At 58.6% G+C, this 11897-nt stretch carries 13 protein-coding genes; 4 read left to right on the top strand and 9 right to left on the bottom strand.

What is annotated here, in order from left to right; all coding sequences use genetic code 11:
- Positions 1-223: 223 nt before the first annotated feature.
- From GHO03_RS11475 to GHO03_RS11465, 3 genes are all read right to left on the bottom strand, one after another.
- Positions 224-850 (bottom strand): LysE family translocator, encoded by a 627-nt coding sequence (locus GHO03_RS11475; protein WP_095019573.1) that lies wholly within the window; start codon positions 848-850, stop codon positions 224-226.
- Between the two features lie 60 nt (positions 851-910).
- Entirely contained in the window at positions 911-2260 is a 1350-nt protein-coding gene (locus GHO03_RS11470) for an NCS2 family permease (RefSeq protein WP_095021340.1), read from the bottom strand.
- A 287-nt stretch (positions 2261-2547) separates the two neighbouring features.
- Entirely contained in the window at positions 2548-2988 is a 441-nt protein-coding gene (locus tag GHO03_RS11465; protein WP_095002051.1) for a MarR family winged helix-turn-helix transcriptional regulator, read from the bottom strand.
- An 82-nt stretch (positions 2989-3070) separates the two neighbouring features.
- Here GHO03_RS11465 and GHO03_RS11460 point away from each other — a divergent pair, with 82 nt between their 5' ends.
- Both GHO03_RS11460 and GHO03_RS11455 read left to right on the top strand, forming a co-directional pair.
- Entirely contained in the window at positions 3071-4237 is a 1167-nt protein-coding gene (locus GHO03_RS11460) for a PLP-dependent aminotransferase family protein (RefSeq protein WP_095019571.1), read from the top strand.
- A gap of 10 nt (positions 4238-4247) precedes the next feature.
- Positions 4248-4850, top strand: coding sequence for a glutathione S-transferase family protein (locus GHO03_RS11455; RefSeq protein WP_095002049.1), 603 nt, complete (start codon positions 4248-4250; stop codon positions 4848-4850).
- A gap of 168 nt (positions 4851-5018) precedes the next feature.
- Here GHO03_RS11455 and GHO03_RS11450 read toward each other — a convergent pair whose 3' ends face one another.
- From GHO03_RS11450 to GHO03_RS11430, 5 genes are all read right to left on the bottom strand, one after another.
- On the bottom strand, positions 5019-5390 hold the full coding sequence (locus tag GHO03_RS11450) for a glutathione S-transferase N-terminal domain-containing protein (protein ID WP_095002048.1): 372 nt from the start codon (positions 5388-5390) through the stop codon (positions 5019-5021).
- A 101-nt stretch (positions 5391-5491) separates the two neighbouring features.
- A complete protein-coding gene (gene folE / locus GHO03_RS11445) occupies positions 5492-6037 on the bottom strand; it encodes a GTP cyclohydrolase I FolE (RefSeq protein WP_003442011.1) in 546 nt (181 codons plus the stop codon).
- Positions 6038-6114: 77 nt separating this feature from the next.
- Positions 6115-6672, bottom strand: coding sequence for a Smr/MutS family protein (locus GHO03_RS11440; protein WP_095002047.1), 558 nt, complete (start codon positions 6670-6672; stop codon positions 6115-6117).
- 63 nt (positions 6673-6735) lie between these two features.
- Positions 6736-7056 (bottom strand): hypothetical protein, encoded by a 321-nt coding sequence (locus GHO03_RS11435; protein ID WP_095002046.1) that lies wholly within the window; start codon positions 7054-7056, stop codon positions 6736-6738.
- 146 nt (positions 7057-7202) lie between these two features.
- Positions 7203-7793 carry a cysteine hydrolase family protein gene (locus GHO03_RS11430; protein WP_095002045.1) on the bottom strand — a complete coding sequence of 197 codons (591 nt, stop codon included), beginning with the start codon at positions 7791-7793 and terminating at the stop codon, positions 7203-7205.
- Between the two features lie 273 nt (positions 7794-8066).
- Here GHO03_RS11430 and prmB point away from each other — a divergent pair, with 273 nt between their 5' ends.
- Together prmB and GHO03_RS11420 are read left to right on the top strand one after the other, a co-directional pair.
- Positions 8067-8975, top strand: coding sequence for a 50S ribosomal protein L3 N(5)-glutamine methyltransferase (gene prmB / locus GHO03_RS11425; protein ID WP_153327667.1), 909 nt, complete (start codon positions 8067-8069; stop codon positions 8973-8975).
- A 167-nt stretch (positions 8976-9142) separates the two neighbouring features.
- Positions 9143-11023: a glycoside hydrolase family 3 protein gene (locus GHO03_RS11420; RefSeq protein ID WP_095032290.1), complete on the top strand. Its 1881-nt coding sequence runs from the start codon at positions 9143-9145 to the stop codon at positions 11021-11023.
- Between the two features lie 33 nt (positions 11024-11056).
- Here the strand turns inward: GHO03_RS11420 and GHO03_RS11415 are convergent, their stop codons facing one another.
- Entirely contained in the window at positions 11057-11848 is a 792-nt protein-coding gene (locus GHO03_RS11415; RefSeq protein WP_133143724.1) for a hypothetical protein, read from the bottom strand.
- Positions 11849-11897 lie beyond the last annotated feature (49 nt).

Genomic DNA, 11897 nt, shown 5'->3' with positions numbered 1-11897 from the left:
TAACACTGCTGCCGAACAACCTGCCATTCACCGCTCTCACCCCAGACTTTATTCCTTTCTTTAGACACAAGCTGCCGAAGGAACGAGGCTGCGTTCGGCGGCGTAGCCGTCGTAGAACCTGAATCCGCTGTCCATCAGATAAATCGCGAACTCAGGTCTTACGATTGCTTCGCAATCGAACGCAGCCTCGTTCCTTCGGCAGCTGCTACGGGCTTGTGTGCAATCAGCGGCTCAACAACGACGCCGTGCCTGCCACGCTGAACAGCCCGGCACTGACCCGGTTGAACCAGCTCTGGCCCTTGCCGCTGCGCAGGTACCCCGCCGCACCGTGGGCACCCAGGCCGTAGGCCAGCTTGCACAGCAGGTCGAGCACGGTCCAGGTGGCGATCATCACCAGTAACTGGTTGAGGAACGGTAGATCGGGGTTGAGAAACTGCGGCAAAAAGGCAGCAAAGAACAGAATGTCCTTAGGATTGCTGGCCCCCAGCACGAACGCGCGCCCAAACAGGGCGCTAAAGCGCGGTATTGGTGCGGCTTCGGGCACATTGGTGACGGTGGCCGGCTGACGCGATTGTTTCCAGCTTTGCCAGGCCAGGTAAAACAGGTACAGCGCGCCCACGATCTTCAGGGCGCTGAAGAGTTTTTCCGAGGCCAGCAGCAAGGCGCCCAAACCCAGTGCCGAAGCGCTGAGCAGGCAGATCGAGGCAAATACACCTCCCAGAAAAGCCGGGTACGAACGGCGCAAGCCGTAGTTCAGACTGTTGCTGATCATCAATAACGACAGCGGCCCTGGAATCAGGATTACCACCAATGCCGCGCTGCTGAACAGCAGCCAGGTTTCCAGACTCATCACTTCCTCCCAAACAACAAAGGCCCCGCGTCATTGCGGGGCCGATTGATACCGCCAGGTTTACAGGTAAATAAACTTGGCGATGAAAATAGCGCAGAGCACCCACAGGCTGACGGAAATTTCCCGGTATTTGCCGGTGCCTGCCTTGAGTGCGACAAAGCTGATAAAGCCCAGGGCAATCCCGTCGGCGACCGAGAAGGTCAAAGGCATCATGATCACGGTCACTATGGCCGGGATGCAGTCAGTGGGTTCGTCCCAGTTGATGTGCTGCATGCCGCCCATCATCAGCATGGCCACATAAATCAGAGCGCCTGCCGTGGCATAAGCGGGGATCATGCCAGCCAGAGGGGCAAAGAACATGGCGGCCACAAACAACACGCCCACGGTGACGGCAGTAAGCCCGGTACGTCCGCCTGCCGCAACGCCTGCGGCGCTTTCCACGTAGCTGGTCACGGGTGGCACGCCGACCACCGCACCGAACACGCTGGAGGCGCTGTCGGCCTTGAGGGCCCGGGACAGGTTTTCGATCCTGCCATCGGCCTTCACCAGCCCGGCACGCTGGGCCACGCCCATCAGGGTGCCGGCCGTATCGAACATGTGTACAAACAGAAAGGCCAGCACCACGCTGATCATGCTGATGTTGAAAACGCCCTTGAGGTCCATGGCCATCCAGGTCGGTGCAAGGCTTGGCGGTGCCGACATGATGCCGTTGTAATGCACCAGGTCCAGGCCCCAGCCGGCGAGGGTCACGGCGATAATGCTGATCAGGATGGCGCCGAAGACGCGGTGATAGCTCAGAATCGCAATCATCAAAAAGCACACCGCTGCCAGCAGCGGGGCAGGGTCGCGCAATGAACCGAGCTTGATCAGGGTGGCCGGGCTGTCGACGATAATGCCCGAGGTTTTCAGGCCGATAATCCCCAGGAACAACCCCACCCCAGCACCCATCGCGTACCGCAAGCTGACGGGAATGCTGTTGAGCAGCCATTCACGCACCCGCGACAGGGTCAGAATCAGGAACAGCACACCGGAGACAAACACGGCACCCAATGCTGTTTCCCAGCTGTAACCCATGGTTCCGACCACGGTGTAAGTAAAAAACGCATTCAGTCCCATACCTGGCGCCAGGCCTACTGGCCAGTTGGCGTAAAGCCCCATCAACAGGCTGCCGAGAGCGGCGGCAATGCAGGTGGCGACGAAGGCTGCACCATGATCGATCCCAGCATCGGCCATGATGTTGGGGTTGACGAAGATGATGTAGGCCATGGTGATGAAGGTGGTCAGCCCGGCAATCAGCTCGGTTTTGACCGTGGTGCCATGCAGTGACAGTTTGAACAGGCGTTCCAGCCAGCTGCGGGCGGCGGGCGTGGCAAGTTCGACAACGGGTATTTCTGACTTTTGGCTGTCCACGGTGATTTCCTCAGGCTTTTATTATTTTTAAGGGCACTGGGTGTGGCGGGAGATGTTTTTCTGACTTTCGGGTCAGAAACGCAGGCGAAGTGAATTATGCTTTTGTATACAAAAAAAGCAAATAATGTTTTTCATATTGTGATCAGAAAGTGATGGGTGGGTGTCTGTTTTCTGTGGGAGCGAGTTTGCTCGCGATTGGATCGCTGCGGTACAACTGGAGTACTGCGGCGCCTGCATCGCGGGCAAGCCCGCTCACAGAACAAGCCACCTTCCACAGGAACCCTGCTCTAGAGCTGGCGGCTTTGTCCCAGGGCATGATTGACCGCCAGCCAGCCATTCACCGCGTCTTCACCTGCCTGAGCAAATACCCTTTGCAGCAGCTTGACCTGTTCGCGGCGCAGGCTCTTTTCGAAGGCCACACCGTCGGCAGTCAGTTCCAGCAGGCGTTTGCGCTTGTCGGTCTCGGGCGCGACGCTGCGCACCAGGGCCATCTCGATCAACTGGCGTAATGGCGTATTCAGGGCCTGCTTGCTCACGCCCAGTAAGGTCAGCAGTTCCTTGACGCTGACACCGGGGTGGTGGGCGATAAAAAAAACAATACGCTGATGCACCCGACTCAGCCCACGACGTGCCAGCATTTCATCCGCTTTGGCGGTAAATGCTTGATAGCCAAAGAAGAAGGCTTCCATGGCGGCGCGCTGAGTGGTCGGATTTTTAAGGTCAAGCATATTGACGTATCTAGGGTTCGCGGCGTAGTTTCGGTCAAACAGTTTGACTTATTTCCAATTACTTCCGCTACCGGTGATCTGTATGGCCTTCTCCGAACGTGTTTCCCGCCTGAAAAGCTCCTTGATTCGTGAAATTCTGGCTGCGGCCCAACGTCCGGAAGTCATGTCTTTCGCTGGCGGGCTACCGGCCGAGGCCATGCTGCCCAAGGTCGACTGGACCGATATGCCTGCCTCGATGGGTCAGTACGGCATGAGCGAAGGTGAGCCGGCACTGCGTGAAGTACTGGCTGCAGAGGCTCGCGCACTGGGGGTTGATTGCGATGCCAGCCAGGTGATGGTGTTGAGCGGTTCGCAGCAGGCGCTGGATCTGGCAGCCAAGCTGTATATCGACAAGGGCACCGAAATCATGCTCGAAGCACCGACCTACCTGGCGGCGCTGCAAATCTTCCAATTGTTCGGCGCCGAATGCCTGACGTTCCCGCTGCAAGCTGATGGCCCTGATCTGGCTGCGTTGCGCGTGCAGCTGGAAAAACACAGCCCGGCGTTCATCTACCTGATCCCGACGTTCCAGAATCCGTCTGCTGTGCGTTACAGCGAAACCAAGCGCGACGCGGTTGCTGCCTTGCTCGACGAGTTCGGCGTGACCCTGATCGAAGACGAGCCGTACCGCGAGCTGAACTTCGACGGTGGCAGCGCCACACCGATCGTCAGCCGCCTGAAAAAAGCCAGCTGGATCTATACCGGCACTGTGTCCAAGACCCTGTTGCCGGGCCTGCGCGTCGGTTTCCTGATTGCCAGCCCTGACCTGTACCCGCACTTGCTGCGCCTCAAGCAATCGGCTGACCTGCACACCAACCGCGTTGGCCAGTGGCAAGCCTTGCAGTGGATCGGCACCGAGAAAATGAGTAATCACCTGGCCGAGCTGCGTGATTTCTACCGCGTGCGCCGTGACGGTTTTCAGCTGGCGCTGGAAGAGCATTTCTCGGATCTGGCTGACTGGCATGTGCCCCAGGGCGGTTTGTTCTTCTGGCTGACCCTCAAGCAACCGTTCGATACCCGCACTTTGCTCAAGCCTGCGCTGGAACAGAACGTGGCCTTTATGCCGGGCGAGCCGTTCTTCGCCAACCCGGACCAGAACGTGGGCAGCCTGCGCCTGAACTTCAGCCACATCGATCCGGCGCGTCTGCATGAAGGCCTCAAGCGTCTGGCCAACGTGATTCGTCAGGCCCAGGCTGCCCAGGCGGCCTGAAGGAGGCGCAATGCTCAAGGTTTATGGCGATTACAACTCGGGCAACTGCTACAAGATCAAGCTGATGCTGCATTTGCTGGGGCTTGAGTATCAGTGGTTTGCCGTGGACATTCTCAAGGGTGAAACCGAGACCCCGGAGTTTCTGGCGAAAAACCCCAACGGCAAAGTGCCGGTGCTGGAGCTGGAAGACGGTACGTGCCTGTGGGAGTCCAACGCGATTCTCAACTACCTGGCCGACGGCAGCGAGTTTTTGCCGACCGAACCGCGTTTGCGCACGCAAGTGCTGCAATGGCAGTTTTTCGAGCAGTACAGTCATGAGCCTTATATTGCGGTGGCGCGCTTTATCCAGTTTTACCTGGGGCTACCCGAAGAGCGCCTTGAGGAATACCGCAAGCTGCAAAAGCGTGGCTACAAGGCGCTGGACGTGATGGAGCAACAGCTCACACGCACGCCGTATCTGGTGGGTGAGCAATACTCGATCGCCGACGTGACGCTGTATGCCTATACCCATGTGGCCCATCAGGGCGGGTTTGACCTGAGCGGCTACCCGGGTATTCAGGCCTGGCTGGCGCGGGTGGCCAGCCATCCGCGGCATGTGGGAATGCTCGATTGAGCAAATCGCCCCTTTAAAAAAACCGGCCAAGTGCCGGTTTTTTTGTGCGCACATTCTGTAGCCGCTGACGAGGTCTGAAGGAAACTTCAACTGTGGGAGCGAGCCTGCTCGCGAAGGTCGTTCGCGAGCAGGCTCGCTCCCACAGAGAGGGTAGACCGGGGGATGGCCTTAAACGTTGGCAAAGCGCTGGTTCAGGTAGTCAATGATCACCTTGGACTCATACATCCAGGTGGTTTTGCCGCCTTCTTCGATGCGCAGGCAAGGCACTTTGATCTTGCCCCCTTGCTCCAGCAGGGTCTGGCGATCCTGCTCGTTGTTCTTCGCGTCACGCAGGGCCACTGGCACATTCAGGCGGCGCAGGGTGCGGCGCGTTTTTACACAGAAAGGGCAGGCGTGGAACTGAAACAGGGTCAGGCCCTTGGCAGCCTGGTCGACCTGCGCCTGAGCGGCGGCAGGGCGCTGCTTTTTGCTTGGACGTGTCACGAAATCGCCAGCGATGATGAGCTGACCCAGGCCTACGCGAAGCGCTTTGATAAACACAGTAAAAGCCTCATGGGCAAATTAAGAAGGGACGCAGCTTACCTGAAATTGTGCAGGCGAAAAAAAACCGGCGATAAACGCCGGTTTTTTCTGTGCCGCAGTTACTTGATCAGGCTGAGAAACTCGCTGCGCGTGGCGGCGTTTTCGCGGAACTCACCCAGCATCACCGAAGTGATCATCGACGAGTTCTGCTTCTCGACACCGCGCATCATCATGCACATGTGCTTGGCCTCGATCACAACGGCCACGCCCAGGGCGCCGGTGACTTGCATCACGGCGTCGGCGATCTGGCGACTGAGATTTTCCTGGATCTGCAGGCGACGGGCATACATATCGACAATACGCGCCACTTTCGACAGGCCCAGCACTTTGCCGCTCGGAATGTAGGCGACATGGGCCTTGCCGATAAACGGCAGCAGGTGGTGTTCGCACAGCGAGTACAACTCGATGTCCTTGACCAGCACCATTTCGCTGTTGTCTGAGCTGAACAAGGCACCGTTGGTGACTTCTTCCAGGGTTTGTTCATAGCCGCGGCAAAGGTACTGCATGGCCTTGGCGGCACGCTTTGGCGTATCCAGCAGGCCTTCACGGGAAACGTCTTCGCCGAGTTGACCGAGGATCGCGGTGTAGTTTTGTTCCAGGGACATTAATCTACCTGTGGGATTTTTCGCAAAGAGTAAGGGTACGGGGGCTGACACGACGCTGCAAGCGTGATGACACGCTGTTACTCGTCACGCCCCTCCATCATGGTGCGCTTGAGCATCACATAGACCGCGCCGGCGCCGCCATGCCTGGCCTGGCAGGAGCAGAAGCCCAGTACCTGTGAGTGCTGGCGCAGCCAGGTGTTGACGTGGCTTTTGATCATCGGGCGCTTGCCGTCCAGACGCACGGCCTTGCCGTGGGTAACGCGCACGCAACGTACTTCAAGGCGCACGGCTTCACCGAGGAATTCCCAAAGGGTTTCGCGGGCCTTTTCAACGGTCATGCCGTGCAGGTCAAGGCTGCCTTCAAAGGCGATCTGCCCCAGCTTGAGCTTGCGCATCTGGCTTTCCTGCACGCCGTCACGGGCCCAGCTCAGCTGGTCCTCGGGGCCAACATCAATCACAAACTGGTCTGACAGGCCGTCGATGATGGTCGCGTTGGTGCGCACAATGGCGTTCTGGCGCAACTTGGCCAGCTGCGCACGGTCAGCCTTGGGTTTGCCGGTGTCGGCACGATCATGCTTGATCGGTTTGACACCGCGAATCTCGTTTTTGAACAGGGAAAAATCGTCGTCTTGCATGTCAGCCTCCGCGAAGGGCTGCCAGTTTACCCAAGTCGACGACAATCGGGCGGCGGATATGCGTCAGTCGTGTTTTTTCATCAGGTGCGGGGCCATGTTCAGGCCAAATGGCTTGCGCATCAGGCGCCGGCGTCGACGCCACATCCATACCCCTAGCCAGCACACCAACAGGCCGGACACCAACACCAGTGTTGCACCTGCGGGGCTGGCATTGAGCTCGCCCAGTGCCGTTGGATGGCCAATCAGGCTGGCGGCACCCGCCAACAGCAACAGCATGCCAAGCAGTGCCAGCAGCGCTGCAAACATCAGTACCAGGCGCGAGCGCCAGTCGCGATGAGCCTTGGGGCGCAAACGCCGAGCATCAAAACCATCGGAGATCTTCATTCCGATCTTTCCTTAAAGGGTATCGGCCCTTCGACAGGGACTTCGTCAGGTTGTTCCTGAGTGTAGTGAAATAGGAAAGCGCCCGCAGGCTGGAGCTGGTCCGGGATGGGCGGTTGCAGGGGCCGCCCGTCAACGTCCGGTTCAGATCAAATCAGGTTTTGGGTCAACGTCAGGGTGGCAAAGTTGTCGTTCATGATGGCCATTTCGGCTTTTTGCACTTGCTCGGCGCTGATAATGCCGTCCGCGGTCGGCAGGTCGCGGGTGGCGCAGGCGTCTTCCACCAGGGTGCAGCGCAAGCCGTAGTCCTTGGCCGCACGCACGGTAGTGCTGACGCTGGAGTGGCTCATGAAGCCGCAGACGATCACATCCAGCGAGCCGAGGTTTTCCAGGGCCTTTTGCAGCCCGGTGTCGTTGAATGCGTTGGGCATGCGCTTCTCGATAATCTGCTCATCACCCTGTGGTTCCAGGCCCTTGATGAAGGCGCCACGCTCGCCCTGAGGGTCGAACATACCGCCAACGGTGCCCAGGTGACGGATATGGATGACCGGGCGCTTTGCCTTGCGGGCAGCTTCAAGCAGACGGGCAATGTTGGCGGTGGCCGCGTCCATGCCGGAAAGGGCCAATGGCCCGCTCAAGTACTCATTTTGCGCATCGATGATCAGCAGGCTGGCGTTGCTCAGATTGGCTGCGGCATAGCCACGTCCTGTGAGTTGAAACATCGTCTTTAAAGCGGGCATTCGGGGGCTCCTTTGAATGGGGCTTTTGCGACATTCTCCACTGGCGGAGCGTTTATGTGAATGACTAGTCGTGCAGGCCTTGTGGTTGCTGGCCTGTAGCGATGTCAAGCAAATATGTTGTAGCCATAAAATGTACAAAATGGAGCGATTTCAGTTTTTTATTGTACACGGTCTTACTTTTTGAAACGCCGTCACGTGTAGTCGTCCGGCTCACCTTTGGCGCGTTGGAGTTTGGCTGTTAGAATCGCCAATCGATTTTGAGGAGTAAGACCATTGATCACTTCCCGCCTGCGCACTTTGCGCGACCATATTCGCTGGGCCGTTAGCCACTTTCATGGGGAAGATCTGTTCTTTGGTCATGGTACCGACAATGCCTGGGATGAAGCCCGTCAACTGGTGCTGGGTGCGCTGAACCTGCCGTGGGAAATTGCCGATAGCTATCTCGACTGCCGCCTTGAAGACGATGAGCTGGTCAACCTGCAACATCTGCTCAAGCGCCGTATCGAAGAGCGCGTGCCCACGGCCTATCTGTTGGGTGAGGCCTGGTTCTGCGGCATGTCGTTTATCGTCGATGAGCGCGTGCTGATCCCGCGCTCGCCGATCGGTGAGCTGATTGAAAAGCGTTTTGAACCGTGGCTGGGTGCTGAACCTGCACGCATTCTTGACCTGTGTACCGGTTCGGGCTGTATCGGCATCGCCTGTGCCTACGAGTTCCAGAACGCCGAAGTGGTACTGGCTGACCTGTCCTTTGAGGCCCTTGAAGTGGCCAACCAGAACATCGAGCGCCACGGTGTCGACGCACGGGTTTACACCGTGCAGGGCGACGGCTTTGATGGCTTGCCGGGGCAGCGTTTCGACCTGATTGTGTCCAACCCGCCGTATGTGGATGCCGAAGATTTCGCCGACATGCCGGCCGAGTATCAGCACGAGCCGGAATTGGGGCTGGCCTGCGGTGACGACGGCCTGAACCTGGTACGCCGGATGCTGGCCGAAGCGGCTGATCATCTGACCGAAAAAGGCTTGCTGATCGTTGAGGTAGGCAACAGCCAGATACACGTTGAGTCGCTGTACCCGGAAGTCGACTTCGCCTGGCTTGATTTTGAGCGCGGGGGGCACGGTGTATTCATGTTGACCGCCGAACAGTGCCGTGCCCATCAGGGGCTGTTTGCTTCTCGAATCTGATCAGGCAAGAGCATTACAAACGCTGCAATACCTCTTCGCTTTTTGTTCGTCCGCAACTCGATACATTCGACAACGGCTGGGCATCAAGCGAAGCGGTTTTGGCACGCATCTCCCTGAAGTGGCTGCCTGCTTGATGCCCGTATTGGTTTGTATACGAGGATCAAAGCATGACACAAGCGTCCCGGTTTCCTTTGGCTCCCAGCGACACTGATCTCGACACGCGCGCCCGATGCCTCCTTGAGGGCTTGACCCTGCGCGAAAAAATCGGGCAGAAGTTGCTCGTGGCCTTTCGTTATTGGTGTCCTGACGACCAGCCAGCGTGCACCCTGAGTACCACCCGGTTCAATTCCGCCATGGGCGATGCCCTGCGTAACAACGCCATTGGCGGGGTGATTTTGTTTGGTAACAATTTGAGTTCGCTTGAGCAGGGCAGAACCCTTCTGGATGATCTGCGCGCTGTGCCCCCGGTCGCGGGTGAACTCGGCCTGTTGCTGGGGGTGGACGAGGAGGGGGGGTCAGTGTTTCGCCTGCCGCGCAGGGCGGCCACGGTTTTCCCGGGCAACATGGCATTGGCTGCGGCCTGGCACGGCGGTGGTGACGAGCGGATGGCTTATGACCAGGGTGTGGTGTTGGCCGCCGAGATTGCGGCTCTGGGGTTTAACTTGAATTTTGCCCCGGTGGTGGACGTCAACAGCAACCCGTTCAACCCCGTCATCAATGTGCGCGCTTTTGGTGATGATGTACGCACGGTCAGCCTGTTGGCCCGACGCATGATGCAAGGTATGGCTGCACAGGGCGTGATCGCGGCGTACAAGCATTTCCCGGGGCATGGGGATACGGAAACGGACTCGCATATCGGGCTGCCGGTGGTGAACAAGTCCCGTGAAGATGCCTGGGCAATTGATCTGGCGCCCTATCGTTTGGCCATTGAAGCGGGTGAAGCGCCAGAAATGGTCATGACCGCCCATATTCAATATCCTGCGCTCGATAGCACCCTGGTTCAGACGCGCACCGGTGAACCGATTATTGCACCTGCGACCATGTCGCGGAAAATTCAGCACAATATTCTACGGGGTGAGCTTGGCTTTCAGGGCGTGAGCATCACGGATGCGATGGATATGAAGGCCATTGCCGGTTTTTTCGGTCAGGCCGACGCCGTGATAAAGGCTTTTCAGGCGGATGTGGATATCGCCCTGATGCCCATTGAATTTCGTACCGCTCGCCAGGCCGGGCTCCTGTCCGGGTTGGTTGATCAGGTGGTAGCGGCTGTCGAGGCGGGCGATATTGATCGACAGGAACTGGATCAGTCGGTATTGCGGATTGTGCGAATGAAGTTGCGCAACGGGATTACCGCCGAGCAGGGCGCCAGGCCTCGACCTGAGTTGAATATAATTGGCAGCCCGGCACATCGTGCGCTCGAGCAACGTATTACCGCGCAATCCATTACATTGATTCGTAATCAGTGCGCCGCGTTGCCTCTGAAGAACCAGTGCGCGCGGATCTTGATCCTGACCCCGAGGAATGAGCAGGCCGAAGCCTTGCGCCGCAGGTTCGAGGAGGCCGGCTATCCTGCGCTCCTGTTGACAGGCAAGGCGCTGAGAGGCGTTGGCTGGGTTGAGATAAAGCGGGCGATCAACGCCGCAGAAACGGTGATTCTCGGTACCTCTTCAATCGGTGTCAGTGCTGTCGTGCGAAATGCGCATGCCGATCAGTTGTTGTCAGGAGCAACCGTGCAGAGCAGTTTGCAATGGCTGCGCTGTGCCATGGAATACGCCACGTCCCGCGGCAAGCTGGCTATTCATCTGACGATGAACTCGCCCTACGATGTGGTGGAATTTGACGATATCGCCGGCGCCACATTGGCGACCTACTCGTCCAGGGGGTATGACCGAGGTCTGCTGGGGCCAGCCTTGCCGGCTGCTGTGGATGTCATGCTGGGGCGGAGCGTCCCCGTGGGGCGTTTGCCGGTTGATATTTTTGCCCTGGCCGATGGCAGCCAGCCGGGGGCGTTGCGCTACCCCAGGGGAACAGGTCTTGGCTATCCGTAACCCATAGTGACCCTGTGCAGCGGGTGGGTACCATCAGCGGTGCGTCGCAATCCAGATCAACAACCCTGCCTGGAACACCGAAAAGGCTACCAGGCAGGTGATGGTAAAGCGCAGGCCCATTTCTTCGCGCTGGTACCTGCCGAGTTTTTCTTCTTTTTCCCGCAGTTTTACCTCTTGTTCCTGCAAGTTCTGTTCGGCTTGCTGGAGCATTTGCGCAGTCTCAAGAATGTCGAGGAACTGAAGCTTTTCGCCATTCCAGCTGTCCAGCAACTCGCCCACTTGCACGTCTTCGATCCGTGCCTTGAGAAACTGGGCGTCGGCATACACCACATCAAAGCCCTGTACCCGCAAAACATGATCGCGGCGCAGGCGGCTGTCTTCATTCAGGGCGTCCCGGCTGGCCAGGTCGGTGCCGTCAACGCGGTAGTGCGACCATTTTTTCTGCGCCCACAACGCGGCCTGAGCCAGCAGAAAGCGGCCGATCCCGCGGTTCGCCGGTTCAACTTGCAAACCGCGCTCAGGGCTGAAACGCACGCGGTGGGTGCTATGGTCGACCCACAGGTCAAGCTGGTTCTGTTCGCTGCGCACGCGCTGGCCGGGCAGGGTGATGGTCATGCGCAGCAGGCTGAGGTCTTTGCTGTGGCGTGTGGCGTGGCCGAACTGCACAAAGCGTAACGACCGTGCCCCGGTGTTGCGGTCAGTGGGCAGGGGGGCGAGGCGCAGCATGCGCAAATGCTCGGGCTGCACATCGGCCCAAGGCAGCGGCGGGGCCTCGGGCACTTCCGGTGCCTCGGGCCCGGCGGGTTGTGTTGGGGTGTCGCTCATAACGGCTCGATCCTGTGCTGGATGTCAGCCAAGCAAAGACGGCCGACAC

The organism is Pseudomonas sp. FSL R10-1339, assembly GCF_009600545.1.
GTDB lineage: Bacteria > Pseudomonadota > Gammaproteobacteria > Pseudomonadales > Pseudomonadaceae > Aquipseudomonas > Aquipseudomonas bubulae.
This window is presented reverse-complemented; position numbering and strand designations above follow the sequence as displayed.